Raw genomic sequence first — 19,041 nt, forward strand, 5'->3', positions numbered from 1 at the left:
TATGACATTTGATAAAAAAACAAAAATAGCACTCGCAGCAACTTTACTTTTAGGGTTGTTATTAGGTGCACTTCTATTTGGCGGAAGCGCCAAAGAAGAACAAAAAACTTCGGAAGAAACGGTAACGAAAGATCAAATTTGGACCTGTTCGATGCACCCACAAATTAGAAAGAACGAACCTGGTGCTTGCCCTATATGTGGCATGGATTTAATTCCGCTTGAAACATCTGACAATAGTGATATTGATCCAGACGCTATCAGTATGTCTGAATCAGCAATGATTATCGCTGGGGTATCGACTTATAAAGTAGGTAATTCAGATGGAATAAAAGAAATCACACTTAATGGAAAAGTAGAAGTAAATGAAAAAGGCGTGTACAGTCAATCGTCACATATTCCAGGAAGAATTGAGAAAATTCTAGTCACATTTACTGGCGAATATGTAAAAAAAGGACAGGTCGTTGCTTATGTATACTCCCCTGAACTAGCTACTGCTCAGCAAGAACTTATAGAGGCCTATAGCATAAGAGACCTACAACCACAGTTGTTTGAAGCTGTAAAGCAAAAGCTTAGAAATTGGAAAGTTTCTGAAACAACGATAAAAAATGTGCTTTCTTCAGGAAAAGCGCAAGATAAATTTCCCATCACCGCTGACGTTTCAGGATATGTTGTAAAGAAAAATGTGGAGCTTGGGGATTATGTGCAACGAGGACAAACCTTATATGACGTAGCTGACTTATCTACTGTGTGGGTTCTTTTTGAAATTTATGAATCAGACATTCCTTGGATTAAAAAAGGAGATCAAGTGAACTATACTATTGCCTCTTTTCCAGGGGAATCTTTCTCTGGTACAATTTCTTTTATTGACCCATTTATTAATCCTAGTACGCGCATTGCAACAGCAAGAGTGGAGGTAAGAAATTCTAATTTAAAATTAAAACCAGAAATGTTTGTCTCAGGAACAATTAGTTCGAGAGTCGCTACAAACAAATCTTCTTTAAGCGTTCCTAAATCGGCTGTAATGTGGACTGGTAAACGATCCATAGTATACGTTAAAAACGAATCAGAAAAAGGAGTTTCTTTCAAGTTAAGACAAGTCACTCTAGGCCCATTATTAGGCAATGATTATCTCATAGAGGAGGGATTAGAAGCTGGTGAAGAAGTTGTCGCTAATGGTACTTTCAATATCGATGCTGCTGCTCAATTAGCGGGTAAGCCTAGTATGATGAACCTCGAAGGTGGTAAAGCGAGTACCGCTCACAATCATGGTGGCAACCAAGCCGCAGTGTCTGATAAAAAACCTACGGCTTTAGAAACTGCCAAAACTACTATTAGCTCAGATGCAAAAACGAGCTTACAGCCTTTATATGAAGATTATTTTGAGTTGAAAGATGAGTTAACTAAGGATAATTTTAGCGGAGCACAAAAGACAATAGCCAAATTTGAAAATTCACTGAGTAAAATAAACATGAATCTCTTTAAAGGTGATGCGCATAAAATCTGGATGAAGTACCATACAGAATTGAAAAAAAACACCTTACATGCTGCCCATATCAAAGATATAAAAGAAATGCGAAAATCATTTATCCCCATTTCCAATGTAATGATAGCCATGACAAAATCTTTTAGTCCTCTAAAAGAAAGTTCCTATATACAATTTTGCCCCATGGCTAACAGTGATAAAGGAGCAAATTGGTTAAGTAAAGAAAATAAAGTAGCAAACCCCTATTTTGGCGCTTCCATGTTAAAATGTGGAGAAGTAAAGGCAGAAATCATAAAATAAATAGTAACTATAATAAATAGAAAAATGAAAAACTTAAAATATTTAATAATCTTATTGATAATACCCCTTTGTTCGATATTTGGACAGTCCATGGAGGGAAATGTTAATAATTTGCCTGTACACGAGTACACTTTAACCATTAAGGAAGAACTAGTAAACAAAGCAGGAAAAGAAATCAAAGGGATGACTGTAAATGGTACAATCCCTGGACCAACTTTGGAATTTATAGAAGGTGAATATGCCGTGATTTACGTGAAAAATGAAATGAGCGAAGAAACTTCTGTGCATTGGCATGGTTTGTTATTGCCTAATTTCTTTGATGGTGTTCCTTACTTAACAACACCTCCTATAGAACCAGGACACACACAGAAATATGAGTTCCCCATTAAACAGTCTGGAACATATTGGTATCATTCACATACTATGTTGCAAGAACAAAGTGGAGTTTTTGGTTCAATTGTTATTAAGCCAAAAGAACAAACCTTAAAATATGATAAGGAATTGGTGTTGATGTTATCAGATTGGACAAACGAAAAACCAATGAATGTGCTACGTAATTTAAAACGAGGTAACGAATGGTATAGTATCAAAAAAGGAACTTCTACACCTTTAAATCAGGTTATTGCTCGAGGAGCCTTTGGAGCGCAATTGAACTTTTGGAGACAACGGATGAATGGTGCAGATATAGCAGACGTTTATTATCCTGCTTTCTTAATTAATGGAGAAGAAAGCATCGACTATCCAAAATTTAAAGCCGGGGAGAAAGTACGCTTGAGAATCATAAATGGAGGTGCATCCACGTCCTTTTGGATGACTTTTGGAGGAGAGGAACCACTACTAGTATCTGCTGATGGTCTTGATGTAGTACCAGCTAAAAAGAACAAGACTTTTATTGGCGTCGCTGAAACTTACGATTTTATCATCACAGTACCCGAAGAAGGAAAAACAGAATTTAAAATCATGGCTCAAGATGGTTCAGGAACTGCATCTGCATTTATTGGAAATGGAAAAACATTACCTGCAATGACTATTCCCAGACCAGATAAGATTGGGATGATGCAAAAAATGGCCAAAATGGATATGAAAATGGGCGCGCATGCATTAAAGTTTCAACCCAAAAAAGATGAACGGTTTAAGATGAAGGATGAATATGGGATGCAAATGGATAAGATGTCTGGAATGGATATGAGCAAACCTGAAGATTCTATGGGAATGGAGGAAATGAAAGAGAAGAAAATGAATCATTCCAAAACGGAAGGAATGGATATGAAGAAAGCCAACACAATGGTAGGAATGAAAATGGAAAAACCTAAAGATTCAATGCAAATGGATCATTCCAAAATGAAAGGGATGGACATGAACAATGATAGTGCGATGGTAGGTATGCAGATGAATGAGAAAAAGGATGCAAAGAAATCGGGCAAAATGGCCGGAATGGATTTGTTTGCAGAGTATAATTATGACTATTTAAAATCTCCAACGAAAACTAACTATGACAAAGATGTTCCTGTAAAAGAAGTACTGTTGAATCTAACGGGAAATATGAATCGGTACATTTGGAGCATGAATGGTGTACCACTTTCAGAAGCTGATAAAATAAAAATAAACAGTAAGGAAGTAACCCGAATTACCTTTAACAATCTAACTATGATGCACCACCCCATGCATTTGCACGGTCATTTCTTTAGGGTTATCAATAAAAACGGTGATTATTCCCCGTTAAAACACACGGTTAATGTGCCACCAATGCAGAAAATAACAATAGAGTTTTATGGAAATAATGGTGATGAGAATGGAGACTGGTTTTTTCATTGTCACATCCTATATCATATGATGGGAGGTATGGCGAGAGTAGTGTCATATGATACAGCTCGAGACCCTAGAATGGATGAATTTCCGGCTTCTAAAATTATTGCAGAAACAGATAAATGGTATTCATGGGGATTGGTAGATGCAGCTTCACATACAACAGGTTTTAATTTAATGACATCTAATATCAGAAATCAATTTAATGCGTCTTTAGAATATGGTTGGAACAAAAATTTAGAATCAGAGTTTACCTACGAACGTTATTTACACGATTACTTACGTGTTTTTGGAGGTGTTAACATTGAAAATAAAACACGCAATAGTTTAGACCAATTTAAAACTACTGCAGTGGTCGGGATACGTTATTTAACACCCTATTTATTTAATCTTGATGTACGTGTAGATAATGAGTTAAGACCAAGAATTGCGTTAGGGAGAAGTATAATGATATTTCCTAAACTATCTATTTTTGGCTATTATGAGTATCAATTAGATTTAGGGATTGTAAATAATTTGCCCGTGGGAAAAGATTTGACTTCGGAAACTGTATGGAGTGCAGGAGCTGAATATTTTCTATCCAGAAATATTTCACTTATGGGTAGCTACGATAACCGCTATGGAGCTGGAGGTGGACTTTCCGTAAGGTTTTAATAATTAAAATCAGGATGTAAACTCGTTATCTTTCAATAGATTAATCTCATAATTATAGAATTGGCAGCTGTTAGCACGATGGTTTCTATGCTGGCAGTTGACAACTATCAAATGATGGAAAATGCGGATGAAATAACCCCTAAACTTAAAAATGTAATTAAAAAACTTTAAATAATAATAATAATAATCACTAAAAACAAACAAAATGAGAAAATTAAAATTGTCAATGGGACTTTTAGCAATAGTATTTGTAACCCTAACTGTTGCATCATGTAAAGATTCAAAAAAAGAGCATGATAATGAGGACGGGCATCATTCAGAAATGTCTTCAGATGGAAACCAAATGGAAATGAATAATGAAAGTGAAGAACATCATCATGCAGAAGGCAACGATGAACATGCTCACGACAAGGACGCTTCGATGAAGACCAGAGAAATAACAGCGTCATCTAAAAAAAATGCGGCAACTTCTGCTATTATAGATGGCTATTTGCAAATTAAAAATGGATTAGTTGCAGACAATAAAGACAATGCCGCGAAAGGAGCAACAGCGCTACTTGCAGCCTTTTCAAATTTTGATATGTCAAAACTTGATGAAGCACAACATAAAGAATATATGGAAATACTTGAAAGTGCTAAAGAACATGCAGAACATATTGTAAAAAAACCTATTGATCATCAAAGAGAGCATTTTGAAACATTAAGCACAGATATTACTGATTTAATAACTTTATTAGGAACAGATAAAACCCTATATCAAGATTATTGCCCAATGAAAAAAGTAAGTTGGTTGAGCGAAACTAAAGAGATTAAAAACCCTTTTTATGGAAGCAAAATGTTGACTTGTGGTTCTGTGAAAAAACAAATTAATTAAATGAAAATTGTAAAAGTAATAGTAATAGTTTTACTGGTTGCGTTCGTGGGAATTCAGTTTATTCCCACAGTACGCAATCGAAGTGAATATGTTCCCAAAACAGATTTTATGTTGGTCAATACAGTGCCAAAAAAAATCAGTGAAAAATTACAAGTAAGCTGTTATGACTGCCATAGTAACAATACCCATTATCCTTGGTATAGTAAAATTCAACCTGGAGCGTGGTTTATGGAAAAACATATTAAAAACGGAAAAGAAGAATTGAATTTTAGCGAATGGGCAGACTATTCAGATAGAAGAAAAAATAGCAAATTAAAATCAATCATAAGCCAGATCGATGATGATAATATGCCTTTAAGTTCTTATACGCTAATTCATAAAAATGCAAGCTTTTCAAAAGAAGAAAAAAAGGAAGTTGTTACGTGGCTGACAGAACTAAAAGATAATTTATAAACAATAATTCAAAAAAACTACTAAAATGAAAAATTTAAAAATAAGAATAGCCGCAATGGTATTGTTAACGGTTTCTTTTGCAAATGCACAGGAAAAAGAAAAAATGAACCACGACCATGGAAACATGAAGATGGATCATAAAACTATGAAAATGGATAAAATTAATAACACTAAGGCAGAAGCTGTTTTTGCTGATTATTTTCTACTTAAAGATGCATTGGTAGCTGATGATTCAAAAAAAGCGGCAAAGGCTGGAAGTAAACTAATGGTCTCTTTAAAGGCTTTTGATGTGACCAGCTACAATAAAGAACAGCAAAAGGAGCTAGTCGATATTATAGAAGATGCTGTAGAAAATGCCGAACACATTTCAAAAAGTCCTATTGCACATCAACGTGAGCACTTTAAGACCTTAAGCACTGATATTACTGATATGGTTGCCATTACTGGAACTAAAAATAAGTTGTACCAGCAGTTTTGCCCAATGTACGATAAGGGTAGTGCATGGTTAAGTACAAGTAACGAAGTAAAAAATCCATATTATGGTAGCAAAATGCTTAAATGTGGAAAAGTTCAAAAGGAAATCAACAATTAAGCCAGCTCTTTTATAGTGGAGGAACAAGTTATCTAATTCATAAAAGGGATCATAAGGTTTTCATTATTGATTCGCAATTTGTAAAAAATCCCCCATTTATGGTATTAGAAAAGTCCTAGTTAGGGAAGGGTAAAATATTAATGACTAGTCCTAGCCCTTCCCTTGTTAGGCACAATAAATTTTAAAAAAAAATTGATTTAATTATAAACAGCCTGTATAATCGAATAAAGATAACTCAATTAATAAGTTAATGGCATTTCTCTTCTAAATGGTAGGCAAAATATAAACTTTGATAAACAAACTAAATAATTATTAAATACTAAAATATTAAACAATAACATCATCAATGAGCAACTTCACTCAAATTATCCAACAATACAAAACCGATACGGAAAGCGTTTACAATACTTGGTTTGTCGATAATGATCAGCGATTAAAAGCATTCCGAACTATTCGTCGAGGTATTTTACAAGTAATTGATGATATTAAAAACAAAACTTTTCCAAACGATTTTAAAGGCAGTAGTTTAGAATTTGTATTGAGTTGCATCGCTGAACAAAAACAAATATTTGTAGGTGTAGCACATCCTTTTTATTGGAAACCAAAATTGCGAATTCCTGATATTTACGAAAACCAAAACAATAAAATCGCTTTTGGGCAATTTCTAGAAAATTGTATCAACGCCAAAACCGAAGAGCAAGTTGTCAAAGAAATAGTAAAACTAGATGAATTAAAAATAAAAGGGTTAGGTCCCGCGGTAGCGAGTATTATATATTTTTTGCATCCCACTTGGTTTCCCCCATTCAATACAGCGATTCTCAATGGATTTAATTTCTTATTCAAAGACAAAAAAAAATTAGGCAGTTGGACAGAATACCTGAAAATTAGAGAAACAATATTAGAAACCAACAGCAAACACAAAGCGGAACTATCAAACGATCTAGGTGCAATTGCAGGCTTATGTTTTGAAATTGGCACCCAAAAAATGCTGATTGGTAACGATGAATATTTAAGTGAAGACGAACGTACAAAGTTTGAAAAAAACATCTTAAAACGACAAAAAGAAATTCAGGAAGAAAAATTGGCTGAAAATCTTCATAATGAAATGCAATACCATTTATTAAAAATTGGAGTTTCATTGGGTTATGATGTTACACCAGCTAGTAATGATAAAGGTAAAGCGTTTAATAGTCAAAGTTTTTCGTTTATATCAATTAGTAAATTCCCAGAATTACCAACGGATAAAGACACTCAAAACACAATAAAATTAATAGATGTTCTTTGGTTTCAAAAAGGAACAAACAAAATCATTGGAGCTTTTGAAGTTGAAAAAAGCACCAGTATTTACTCCGGTATTTTACGCCTTTCTGATCTATATTTTAGTATTTCCAATGGTGAAGAAGTATTTTATATCATCATTCCGGATAGTCGCGAAAAAGATGTGATACAACAACTGAACAGACCCGTGATTAAGAATTCAAAAATAAACATCAAGTACATTTTGTTTTCAGAATTGCGAAGTCAATGTGACGCGATTTGCAAATTTGGTTCAGACTATTCCATAATGGAAAAAATAGCAAAATCAATTTAAAAAATAAGAAGAGCTAATGATTAAAGGTAAAAAAGCAAAATGGATTAGAAAATCCCATCGCTATTTAGGAATATTTTTAGGACTTCAATTTTTAATGTGGACCATAAGTGGTTTGTATTTTAGTTGGACCAACATAGATGATATTCATGGAGAACAATTTCATGAAAAAGGAATAGTTGCAGAATCGTTTTCAGGTTTAATAAGTCCTTCAGACCTTAAACCTTCGACAACTATTCAATCTATCGAATTGAGAGATATTGATAAACAACCTTTTTATTGGGTGAATCAAAAACTGCTTTATAACGCCAGGACAGGGGAAGTCAAAAATGGTGTTTCAAAAGAAGAAGCGGTTTCAATTGCAGCTAAAAATATTGTTTCGAATCTAAAAGTAAAAGAAATACAACTTATTACAGAAGTTGGGAAACATCATGAATACAGAGAGAGATTGTTACCTGCTTATGTTATATCCTATCAAGAGCCAAATAATTTGAAAGTGTATATTTCAGTAAATGATGGCAAACTACAAACAATAAGACATCGTGATTGGAGATGGTTTGATTTTTTATGGATGACCCATACCATGGACTACGAAGGGCGAGACAATATGAATAATATTGTATTAAGAGTTTTTTCATTGTTAGGATTAATAACCGTTTTAAGTGGTTTTTTACTTTGGTACATCTCCTCTCCTACCATTAGAAAAATTTGGAAGAAAATAAAAAAATAATAATTTAAAATTAATAGAAATGAAATCATCAAAAAAATTGTTCGTAAAAGTTCTTTTATTAGTAGTGTCATCGGCAAGTATGTTTGCCCAAGACAAGGACACAGAGGCTGTAAAAGCGGTGCTAAAACAGTACAATACTGCTATTGAGAAATTAGATGTTACTGGTACGGAAAAATTATTTACTTCCGATTCAAAAATATATGAATCAGGCGGCAATGAAGGCAGCTATGCTCACTATTTAGAACATCACCTTGCACCCGAAATGAAAGCGTTCAAATCGTTCACTTTCAGCGATTATAAAGTTGCTGTTACCGTGAGTGGCGAGTATGCGTTTTCAACCGAAACGTACAATTATACAATTGTAGTGGCAAAAGACAATAAAGAGTTAAAACGCAAAGGAATTGGCACAAGTGTATTAAAGAAAATGAATGGGCAATGGAAAATCATGATGAGTCATAATTCATCCAGAAAATAATACCATAACTTAGATTAGACTCATAGAGCGACAGGAGAATGATTAAAAAAATTATAAAATACTACTCCAAAAAAAAGCACATTATGTGTCCTGATATCTACATCGGTAAAGGGACTGTTGCTCTATTGTTTTTTATAACCTTACTTTTTGCTTTAGCAATATGGTGGCTTAATCATGATCTATCTCTTGTGGATTTCTGGAAAGATTTACCAGTAGATCATAAGATAATTGAACTTTTTTGCGAAAAAACAGAAATGAAAAAAGTGGTGCGCCAACCTGTTAATACATTTAGTGGAATAATCTATTTGATCGTGGCAATTATTATTTTAAAAGAAAGTCAGAAGGAATTAAAGAATAGTAGCGCTGAAAAACAAAACAAAGAAAATCTGATTCATAAAATATTTTTTGCCTTCATTCTTCTGTATGTTTTTTTAGCATGTACCTTCTATCATTCTTCACTTACGAATTTTGCTTTTAAAATTGATTTCTCGGCTGTATATTTTTTTTCGCTTTTTCCTATAACTTATCTATCCTACCTATGGCTGCTTACTAATAATCCGAAACTGTCAGATATCTCAAAAAAGAGTGTAATTATTGCCATCTATTCCGTTTATCTTATTGTCTGTCTTTTATTATCCTTTTCTGTTCCAAAAGGCAAAGAACATATAGTCAGTTTTGTATGTATTTTGATGTTTTTTGCATTTGCTATTACAATACTTTTAAAAAATCCCAAGAAAGAAAACGTCAATTACTTGGTCTCAAGTATTATTTGCACTATCGTAGCTCTTGTTTGGTTAAAGTTAGATAAACACACTTTTATGTGTAACCCTAACAGTTATTTTCAACCACATAGTTTGTGGAATCTATTTATAGGACTGTCAGGATTCTATTTTTACGTGTTTATGCGAAACGAAGATAATCCTAAAAAATATTTAACTTAAATATTTAAAAGCAAAAATAACTAGGATGCAAAATATTCAAAAATATAAATCAACAAATAGAAAATAGTAAGGCAAAAACAAAAAAGTAGTTTTTGTTTTTATCTAATAGTTCATAGATACAGAAAGAAGTCACTATAACCTATTCTAAAATAAATACGCCTCATTATATAAATTTAGAACAAACAACTAAATCATGAAAAATAATATAATCTAAATAACTTTTAAATCGAAAAATTATGGAAACTTAACACACAGTATCGCAGTTAATGGTAAAAAGACATCGGTAGTCGACCCCGAAATAAAAAAATTAATAAAAATTAGTATTATCAGCTAAAAAGCTGAAATTATGTTGATTAAAGCAAAACGTAAAGAACTAGATAAATAAAACCCTAAGAATTCATAAACCAATTAAAAATCAAAAAAAATGAAAAGAATAATAGTAGTAGCATTCATTCTCTGTATCTACTCCTTTGCGCAAGCGCAAGATATGAAGGGGATGAATATGAAGAAAAAAGAAAATACTGAGAAGACACAGTCAGTAACATACACCTGCGTGATGCACCCCGAAATTCACGCTGACAAGCCAGGGAAATGTCCTAAATGTGGAATGACATTGATTAAGGAAAAAATGAAAGCGGTTAAGAAATCGGCAGTTAAAAAGCAGGATGAAATGCAAATGCCCATGAAGGAGACTTCTAAAAAGAAGGACAATAGGGACAATATGAAAACGGATACTACTGATGCGCATCAAAATCATAATATGAGCAATATGGATATGCCAAAAGCAACTATAGAGACCGTAACTAAAATTGAAAACAACACACCGCCAAGAACAGTGCGTTACGATTTATATGTGCGAGATACGATCGTAAACTTCACAGGAAAATCTAAAAGAGCAATTGCTGTAAACGGACAAATACCGATGCCTACACTTACTTTTACCGAAGGCGATACAGCAGAAATTTATGTACATAACGAATTAAAAGAAGAAACATCATTGCATTGGCACGGATTGTTTTTACCTAATAAAGAAGACGGAGTTCCAAATGTGACACAAATGCCAATAAAGCCCAACACGACACACAAATATACATTTCCGATTATCCAACAAGGAACACATTGGTACCATAGCCATTTTGGACTGCAGGAGCAAATTGGAATGTATGGTAATTTTGTAATGAATAAAAGAGCTGAAGACCCAACCTTTAGAAACGGTATTGACGATTTGCCAACTATACCAATAGTATTAAGTGAATGGACCGATATAAAACCCGAAAACGTACACCGAATGTTGCACAACGCAAACGATTATCCAGCCATTAAAAAAGGAACAACCCAAAGTTATGCCGAGGCCATAAAGCAAGGTTATTTAGGTGTTAAACTAAAAAATGAATGGAAAAGGATGAATGCAATGGATGTAAGCGATGTGTTTTACGATAAAATCCTTATGAATGGTAAGCAAAGTACGGATGTTAAAAGTATTGATGGAAAAACTTTAAAAGCAGGTGATAAAGTACGTTTACGCGTATCTAATGGTGGCGCTTCTTCCTATTTTTGGCTTACTTATGCCGGTGGGAAAATAACGGTAGTTGCAAATGACGGTAACGATGTAGAGCCTGTAGAAGTAGATCGATTAATTATTGGTGTTTCTGAAACTTACGATGTTGTCGTTACTATTCCTGCCGATAAAACTGCTTTTGAATTTTTAGCCACCACTGAAGATAGATTGTATTCAGCTTCTTATTTCATTGGGGATGGTATCAAACAACTTATCAAACCGCTTCCTAAACTTAAATACTTTGAAGGAATGAAAATGATGAACGGGATGATGAAAATGAACGGTGATTTAGATGATATGGGCATGAGTATGTCCTACAATCAAATGGATATGAATGTGGTAATGTACCCAGAAATTACTGGAGAACAAAAAAAGAAAGACGGTAAAAAAATGCAGGAGATGAAAATGACAGAAGCCGATTATGACAGTAATGCACTTTCTGATATTACTACCTTAAATTATGCAATGTTAAAATCGCCAACTAAAACTATACTTCCTAAAGATGCTCCAGTACGAGAACTAAAATTTGAATTGACAGGAAATATGAACCGCTATGTTTGGAGTTTAGATAACAAAGTAGTTTCTGAAGCGGATAAAATATTAATTAAAAAAGGCGAAAATGTTCGTATAACAATTCTATGATGCGACACCCAATGCACTTGCACGGTCACGATTTTAGACTATTAAATGGTCAAGAAGATTATGCTCCTCTAAAAAACGTTGTGGATATAATGCCAATGGAAACCGATGTATTTGAATTTAATGCTAATGTAGAAGGTGATTGGTTCTTTCATTGTCATATTTTGTATCATATGATGAGTGGTATGGGGAGGGTCTTCTCCTATGAAAATCAAGAAGCAAATCCCGAAATTCCTAACCCGAAACTGGCACAACGAAAATTATTTGCTGACGATAGAAAATTTCATTTTATGGCAGAAAATGATTTTGCAACAAACGGAAACGATGGAGAAGCAATGTATCAAAGTACACGTTGGAGTATTGGAACAGAATGGAGATTAGGATACAATGATATGCACGGTTACGAAACCGAAACCCACATAGGACGATATATTGGTAAAATGCAATGGCTAATGCCTTTCATTGGTTTTGATTGGAGATACAGAAAAATGGGAATAGACACACAGGAACATAATCTATTCGGCCAAACCAATACCAAAGACAACAGGGCTGTTTTTAGTGCGGGGGTCAATTATACTTTGCCAATGTTAATAATGGCTCAGGTGGAAGTATTCACCGATGGAAATTTCAGATTACAATTTGAACGTAAAGATATTCCAGTTTCTAAAAGACTACGAATGAGTTTAATGTGGAATACCGATAAAGAATATATGGCAGGTTTGAGATACATTGTCAAAAGAAACTTTGGAATAACAACTCATTATGATAGTGATATGGGAATGGGATTAGGAGCTACTTTTAATTATTAATTTTTTATTTAAGGTTAATGCTGAAGATGCTTGTAGTAAAATATAAGCATCTTTTTTTTACCTAAACATTTAACACCGTGTTAATTATATAACTATTTTTTAGGATAATGTAACATTTTAATAAATTAGTTATAGTACATTTATATTGTAAAAATTACTTTACACCAAATATTAAAGAAAATGGAAACTCAAAAAACGTACACCTGCCCAATGCATCCAGAAGTTACTTCGGATAAACCCGGAAAATGTCCCAAATGCGGAATGAATTTAGTTGAGAAAAAAGAATGAAAATTCTACTGGCAACCGACGGTTCAAAATATAGTAAAACGGCAATAAATGAAATTGCCGACAGACCTTTTTCGCCCAAAACCGAGGTATGTATTCTTGCTGTCTACGAAATTACAGCTATTGTAAACACTTTAGAACCAATGGGGGTTTCCCACGAATACTATGCACAATTTGATGAAAACGCGTTTCAAAATGCAGAAAATAATGCAATTAGTGCAGCCGAAATTCTTGAAAATAAAAATCCAAATCTGTTAGTAACAGCAAAAGTAGTTTCAGGTTCACCAAAAAGCGTAATACTTGATGAAGCCGAAAAATTTAAAGCAGATTTGATAGTAGTTGGCTCACATGGTTACGGAGCAATTGAGCGTTTTTTTTTAGGTTCTGTTTCGCATTCAGTTGCTTTACATGCAAAATGTTCTGTAGAAATTGTTCGTAAATAAAAAACGTAACAAGAGACAAACACATATCCATTTTGTAGTGTCAAATTATTGAACTTACTGGTAGTTAAAACGATTTAATGTAAGATCCCTTATTGTAAGTATATTGTATCGTAAAAAAGATTTGTAGGTGTTTTTATATCCATGTCTTTCTCTTGGTCTATTATTTAATTCATTGCCAGTAAAATCTAATGAATTGAACTTTTTTACATTTTATTTAGTACATGTAGTTTACATCTTTTTTTTCGGACGTCTGTGTCCATTAAGAGGTTTTATGGGATAATTTTCAAGAATATCATACACTGCAGGATGAAGATTTTCCCCAATATAAGAAGGGTCATATAAATCACCTTTAGCGGTTCCTGTCCATACAAGTTTGTTCAGTTTCCGGTCAATTACATTCAGTGTGATTGCCCCTTCAGTATATTCTAACTTTTGGGTAACATAAGTGGTATAATTGTAATTATAGTGATGGAGGTAATAGTGATTGCCGGGATAATGATAATAATAGGGGTTATGATAATACCAACCTAAAGGATAGGTAGAAGAAGGAGTACTGACTGTTTTTTCCTTTTTAACGGCAGTGATAACCAATTCCAGAAAAACATCTGGTGTGTCAATACTTATCTTGTATCCCCTCTCTCCCATACAATGACTAAAATAGTTGCGTGCATTGTTGCGAATAATCTGGTTATTATATTCGCCACCAACTGTATCTTTATCCGGTAGCCAAGCAAAGGTTTTGTATTTCGTAAAATCAATACTGCGATCATAATCGGAAGTGATTTTCGTATAAACCCCGCATCCGGCCATAGCGACGAAAAGAAAGCCAATTAAATAGCCGTAAAAATTTTTATCTGTTTTCATGTTTTCTCTTTTTTAATGGGCCATTTTCTAAGTATCAATTATTTTTTTTTATGGATTTAATTAGTTAGATTTTTTAAGTACGGTCTGAAAAATTTGTATCGTTATTTCGTTGTTCCATCCTTTGGGTAAAATGATACCAAAATCACTTAATCTCAATTTAAAGTTGAGTGTAAGCAAACAGGAGATAGTTTCGTTACTTGCTATATGTATAAGCAATCCGTTTACAAATACTCTTTTCGTCTTTCCATTCAAATACAATTCAGCTCCAAAATTTAGTTTGTGATCTGGATGTTGTAATGTCTCCACGTAAGGAATGTTTAGTTGTCCTTTCAGTAATACCTGCCCAATGTTTGAGTTGATAAGCTTCACATTCAATGAATCTGTTGAAGTGCGTAGAATAGCTGGATTAAACATTAGTTCGATTTCAGCATTTTCATAATTGATTAAAACAAACAGGTGATTGCTATTGGCTATTATAATGGAATCTCTGTGCGAACCTATAACTTCAATACTTCCTTCCCTCGTTTGATATCTTTGCTGTGCCTTAGCTAAAAAGCTCCATAGTAGTAATACAATATTAGTGAATACCCATACTATTTTTAATTTTTTTGCCATGATTTTATATTTAATACGATATAGGTCCGATTGTAATTCTTTTTCTTAATTTGGATTATTTAATTTTTTCCTTTCATTTTTTAATGATTTTGCCCTTGGTGTTCCATCATTTCGCCTGAATCTTTCAGAGAATTTATATAAACATAAACCGAAAAGATTTCTTCTTCGCTCAAAATGCTTTCCCAGGCTGCCATTGCAGTTCCCTTGATTCCTTTTTTTATGAGGTATATTCGTCCTTGATTTGAATAGTAAGATGAATGTTCAGGGTTAGTAAAATCGGCTGGTTTTGGTTGCAATGCCACTGCTCCTGGACCGTCGCCTTTACCACTACTACCATGACAAGTAACACAATATTTTGTAAATATTTCTTCGCCTTGTTCAAGCTGTTTCGCTGTACCAAGAGATACGGGCTGATCATATTTTTCGCCCAATTCCTGTTTTAACCATTCGCGAGTTTTATTCATTAGTTCCGAATGCTCGTTATGTTCAGGGCTGTGATTTTCTTCTTCTTTTTGTTGAGGGTAGTTCTGTTCAACTGGTTTCTCTTTTTTTTCTGAATTCCGGCAGGAAGTAAGCATCAGCAGTACATACATCATTAAGGTAATGATTGCAAGTTCTGTTTTTATAGTTCGATAGAGTTTATGCAGAGTGTGTCCGAAGAATGCACCATGATGTTTTGATTTTTTCATAGTTGTTGAATAATTTTTTTGATTACACCAATATAAATACTCAATATTTTTAATCACTAAAAAACACTTAAATAACACACAAATCATTATACTTAAGTATTTTATAAATATTCTTTTCTATTTCAATATAAATTTACGATTTATTTAAATATGTCCTCGGAATTTATAAATTTTCTATTTCCATAAATTAGAAATTTCATTGACCCTAGATCCCCTATTTCACCTATGTTTATAAAGCTGAAAGTCAAATTATGCAGAGGTGCCAATTTCCTGTTACAATTTTAATAAAACCATATTTGAATTAATTTTAAATGAGTTAGAGTGAAAAACATAATAAATCTGTTCTTTGGATTAAATACAACATTACAATCTAAAAGTTAATAAAATTGATGAACCATTATCAAATTTTATATAGCATTTATGGAATATTAAGATTTACTTAATATTTATTTTTCAAAGTATTAGTAGTCAATAAAATTTATTACTTTTACAATCTTGAAAAAATCAATTGCCATATCATTCCTTTTTATCTTTTTGTGTGCCAACACAGAAATAGGGCAATTATTGAAAATACCCACCTTAATACAACACTTTACAGAGCATCATGACGATGATCTTGATATTTCATTTGCTGATTTTATTGATTTTCATTACAATAACGATAAGCAACATTCTGACACAGACAAACATGACAATCATCAGAATTTACCTTTCAAAACAATCAATACAAATGTGAATACAATTCTTGCTTTTGAAAGCCAAACAGCGTTTTCTTTTCGCAAGCTTAACATTATTTCCCTAAACCGTACTGTACCTTTCAGTCAGGATTTTTACATTTCCAGTGTTTTTGCCTCTATCTGGCTCCCACCTAAATTGAGTTAATTCATTTTATTTTAAATCGTAATTAGTTATATTTTAAATATTTCTGATTGCTTATTTTAAAATACGTTTTGCTATTTAACTATAGCAAACGATATCTTGTATCAATTCCATTACAACACATCACGGACCTAGACCTTTAAGATTTTTATGTTACACCATAACTAAAATCCTTTTAGACTTCATAAAACACTCATAACGTTTTTAGTGCTGTACTGTAATGCTCTCGCTATTTTTTAACTCTAAAACATCTGTAATGAAAAAAATAAAATCAATTGCAATTGGCATATTCTTGCTTGTTGTAGGAACAACAATTTCTAATGCACAAGTAACCGAAAATCAATCCAAAGGACCACATAACGGCATCATACAGAATGTAGCGGACTACAAAATCGAAATGGTAGAAAGAGAAAATAACTGTAGTTTCTATGTCTTAAATACTAAAGGAAAAACTGTTTCAAACAAAGGCGTTAGTGGAACTGTAGTATTCGAATTTTTCAATAAAACAAAAGCGACAAACCCAATTTCATTAGACATAAATAATGCTTTGTTTGTAGAAGTTCCTAAAGCAAACATATATACCTATTGTACCATTTCAGTAAATGTAAAAGGAAAAACAATTACTTCCAGATTTAGAAACAACCAAGTCTCTGAACATGATATTAATCACGGACACCAACATTAATTCAATTTTATTACTCTTTAATAAATTCAATTTAAATTACAGTTATGAAAAATTTTTTAATAGTAGCGACTATCGCAATCGGAATGTTAACTTCTTGTAACCAAAAAGCAAAAAACGAAACTGAAAGCACAGAAATTCAGACTAATGAAACTACTAAACAAGTTCAAGAAAACACAGATAGTATTAATCAAGTTAGCAGGGATAGTATTAATATAGTGGAACCAGATAAAGTTGATGCCGCACATGGCCACACCCATTAAATTAATTTAATAAGGCACTTCTTTTCCTTAAATTTTAGAAGAGAAGTGGTTTTTAAAAGAAAAATAAAATTATGAATTCAAAAAAAATAATATTCCTTGCCATACTACTTTTTATGTGCATCGGAAATGTTTTTGCCCACGGCGTTGATGAAAATACACAAACTTTTTTAACAGGAAATGATGGCGTAGCTTTTGGTCCATTCCTTTACATTGGAGCAAAACATATGCTTACCGGTTACGATCATTTACTTTTTTTAGTTGGCGTTATCTTTTTCTTATATCGTCCTAAAGAAGTTTTATTATATGTGAGTTTTTTTACAATTGGTCATAGCACAACCTTATTGTTGGGTGTTATGAGTGGCATATCCATTAACTCTTTTTTAATTGACGCTATCATTGCACTGTCAATAATTTATAAGGGGTTTGATAATTTAGGTGGTTTCAAGAGATTTTTCGGAAAACAGCCCAATACAAAAGCGGCCGTTTTAATTTTCGGATTAATCCACGGTTTTGGGCTAGCGAGTAAATTACAGGATTTCAAATTTGAAAAAGAAGGATTGTTTACGAATCTACTTGGTTTTAACATTGGTGTAGAAATAGGTCAGTTTATCGCACTTACTTTTGTATTGATTCTCATTACAATATGGCGTAGGCACCCAAGTTTTATGAAATTTTCAACATTCACAAACACCATGCTTATTGCTGCTGGATTTGTCCTACTAGGGTATCAATTAACAGGTTATTTTACATCTTAAAAAAAAATTAAACAATGTCAGAAATAAATCATCAAATAGTAGAAAAAAAAGAAATTATCAAAGCGGTCTTATTTGCTTTGGTTTTAGGAATAATCATTTTAGTTAGTGCTGTTTTACCTGCCGAATATGGAATAGACCCAATAGGAACGGGTAAATTGTTCGGATTCAGTAAATTGTATGTTCCAGAAAATGCAGGAGAAAATCAACTGGGACAAACAACACAAGAAACATTTCCATTAATAAAAATGGAAAAAGCGGGTTCTGGACCTGATGTAAAAAGACCTGTCGAGGCAGATAATCCAGCTCCAGAAAAACAATACGCAGAAAGAGAAGACACCGTCGAGGTTATTGTTCCAGCAGGAAAAGGAATTGAATATAAAATTTATATGCTGAAATACGGCAAAATGAAGTACGAATGGACTACAGACAAAGGAACCGTTTATTTAGATTTTCATGGGGAGGTAAAACAAGAAAAGGCAGTTAATGATGTCTATTTTGAAAGCTACACCCTTGCCTATTCCAATAATATGGTAGGAACCTTTTATGCTCCTTTTGAAGGAAAGCATGGTTGGTTTTTCAAAAATAATGAAAATACAGCCATTACTGTTACTCTAAAATTAAACGGACAATATTCAATGTAACTATTGAATATTCAATAATATAA

19 protein-coding genes and 1 pseudogene are annotated in these 19,041 nt (G+C 33.0%); 17 read left to right on the forward strand and 3 right to left on the reverse strand.

Annotated features, from left to right (window positions below; translation table 11 throughout):
- Window position 1: 1 nt before the first annotated feature.
- The 12 genes and pseudogenes from AB3G36_RS14235 (at window position 2) to AB3G36_RS14290 (ending at window position 13,630) form a co-directional block, all read left to right on the forward strand.
- Window positions 2-1,783, forward strand: a complete 1,782-nt coding sequence (locus AB3G36_RS14235; RefSeq protein ID WP_007139724.1) for an efflux RND transporter periplasmic adaptor subunit — start codon at window positions 2-4, stop codon at window positions 1,781-1,783.
- Between the two features lie 24 nt (window positions 1,784-1,807).
- Window positions 1,808-4,243 carry a multicopper oxidase domain-containing protein gene (locus AB3G36_RS14240; RefSeq protein WP_040474106.1) on the forward strand — a complete coding sequence of 812 codons (2,436 nt, stop codon included), beginning with the start codon at window positions 1,808-1,810 and terminating at the stop codon, window positions 4,241-4,243.
- A 205-nt stretch (window positions 4,244-4,448) separates the two neighbouring features.
- On the forward strand, window positions 4,449-5,117 hold the full coding sequence (locus AB3G36_RS14245) for a DUF3347 domain-containing protein (protein WP_367753832.1): 669 nt from the start codon (window positions 4,449-4,451) through the stop codon (window positions 5,115-5,117).
- Window positions 5,118-5,570 carry a heme-binding domain-containing protein gene (locus AB3G36_RS14250; RefSeq protein ID WP_367753834.1) on the forward strand — a complete coding sequence of 151 codons (453 nt, stop codon included), beginning with the start codon at window positions 5,118-5,120 and terminating at the stop codon, window positions 5,568-5,570.
- Between the two features lie 25 nt (window positions 5,571-5,595).
- Complete coding sequence (locus tag AB3G36_RS14255; RefSeq protein WP_007139706.1) at window positions 5,596-6,162, forward strand: DUF3347 domain-containing protein; 567 nt, start codon at window positions 5,596-5,598, stop codon at window positions 6,160-6,162.
- Between the two features lie 346 nt (window positions 6,163-6,508).
- On the forward strand, window positions 6,509-7,753 hold the full coding sequence (locus tag AB3G36_RS14260; RefSeq protein WP_132003522.1) for a hypothetical protein: 1,245 nt from the start codon (window positions 6,509-6,511) through the stop codon (window positions 7,751-7,753).
- A gap of 16 nt (window positions 7,754-7,769) precedes the next feature.
- The gene (locus AB3G36_RS14265) at window positions 7,770-8,480 is read left to right on the forward strand and encodes a PepSY domain-containing protein (RefSeq protein WP_367753836.1); all 711 of its coding nucleotides are present in this window, start codon (window positions 7,770-7,772) and stop codon (window positions 8,478-8,480) included.
- 19 nt (window positions 8,481-8,499) lie between these two features.
- Window positions 8,500-8,955 (forward strand): DUF4440 domain-containing protein, encoded by a 456-nt coding sequence (locus AB3G36_RS14270; RefSeq protein WP_007139736.1) that lies wholly within the window; start codon window positions 8,500-8,502, stop codon window positions 8,953-8,955.
- An 83-nt stretch (window positions 8,956-9,038) separates the two neighbouring features.
- A complete protein-coding gene (locus AB3G36_RS14275; protein ID WP_138984279.1) occupies window positions 9,039-9,896 on the forward strand; it encodes a hypothetical protein in 858 nt (285 codons plus the stop codon).
- A 424-nt stretch (window positions 9,897-10,320) separates the two neighbouring features.
- Window positions 10,321-12,902, forward strand: a pseudogene (locus AB3G36_RS14280) (multicopper oxidase domain-containing protein).
- 180 nt (window positions 12,903-13,082) lie between these two features.
- Window positions 13,083-13,190: a heavy metal-binding domain-containing protein gene (locus AB3G36_RS14285; protein WP_222616914.1), complete on the forward strand. Its 108-nt coding sequence runs from the start codon at window positions 13,083-13,085 to the stop codon at window positions 13,188-13,190.
- Window positions 13,187-13,630, forward strand: coding sequence for a universal stress protein (locus AB3G36_RS14290; RefSeq protein WP_007139462.1), 444 nt, complete (start codon window positions 13,187-13,189; stop codon window positions 13,628-13,630). Before AB3G36_RS14285 ends, AB3G36_RS14290 begins: the two co-directional genes overlap by 4 nt.
- A 228-nt stretch (window positions 13,631-13,858) precedes the next feature.
- Here the strand turns inward: AB3G36_RS14290 and AB3G36_RS14295 are convergent, their stop codons facing one another.
- From AB3G36_RS14295 to AB3G36_RS14305, 3 genes are all read right to left on the reverse strand, one after another.
- Window positions 13,859-14,494: a DUF4136 domain-containing protein gene (locus AB3G36_RS14295; protein ID WP_007139463.1), complete on the reverse strand. Its 636-nt coding sequence runs from the start codon at window positions 14,492-14,494 to the stop codon at window positions 13,859-13,861.
- 60 nt (window positions 14,495-14,554) lie between these two features.
- Window positions 14,555-15,109 (reverse strand): hypothetical protein, encoded by a 555-nt coding sequence (locus tag AB3G36_RS14300; protein WP_007139464.1) that lies wholly within the window; start codon window positions 15,107-15,109, stop codon window positions 14,555-14,557.
- Window positions 15,110-15,189: 80 nt separating this feature from the next.
- A complete protein-coding gene (locus AB3G36_RS14305) occupies window positions 15,190-15,798 on the reverse strand; it encodes a cytochrome c (RefSeq protein WP_007139465.1) in 609 nt (202 codons plus the stop codon).
- 495 nt (window positions 15,799-16,293) lie between these two features.
- On the opposite strand from AB3G36_RS14305, the gene AB3G36_RS14310 reads away from it, so the two are divergent.
- From AB3G36_RS14310 to AB3G36_RS14330, 5 genes are all read left to right on the forward strand, one after another.
- Window positions 16,294-16,680: a hypothetical protein gene (locus AB3G36_RS14310; RefSeq protein WP_007139466.1), complete on the forward strand. Its 387-nt coding sequence runs from the start codon at window positions 16,294-16,296 to the stop codon at window positions 16,678-16,680.
- A gap of 253 nt (window positions 16,681-16,933) precedes the next feature.
- Complete coding sequence (locus AB3G36_RS14315) at window positions 16,934-17,362, forward strand: hypothetical protein (protein WP_007139467.1); 429 nt, start codon at window positions 16,934-16,936, stop codon at window positions 17,360-17,362.
- A gap of 44 nt (window positions 17,363-17,406) precedes the next feature.
- A complete protein-coding gene (locus AB3G36_RS14320; protein WP_007139468.1) occupies window positions 17,407-17,622 on the forward strand; it encodes a hypothetical protein in 216 nt (71 codons plus the stop codon).
- A 71-nt stretch (window positions 17,623-17,693) separates the two neighbouring features.
- Entirely contained in the window at window positions 17,694-18,377 is a 684-nt protein-coding gene (locus AB3G36_RS14325) for a HupE/UreJ family protein (RefSeq protein ID WP_367753841.1), read from the forward strand.
- 14 nt (window positions 18,378-18,391) lie between these two features.
- On the forward strand, window positions 18,392-19,018 hold the full coding sequence (locus tag AB3G36_RS14330; RefSeq protein ID WP_132003558.1) for a hypothetical protein: 627 nt from the start codon (window positions 18,392-18,394) through the stop codon (window positions 19,016-19,018).
- Window positions 19,019-19,041: the final 23 nt, after the last annotated feature.

It is taken from the genome of Flavobacterium sp. WC2430 (genome assembly GCF_040822075.1).
Lineage (GTDB): Bacteria > Bacteroidota > Bacteroidia > Flavobacteriales > Flavobacteriaceae > Flavobacterium.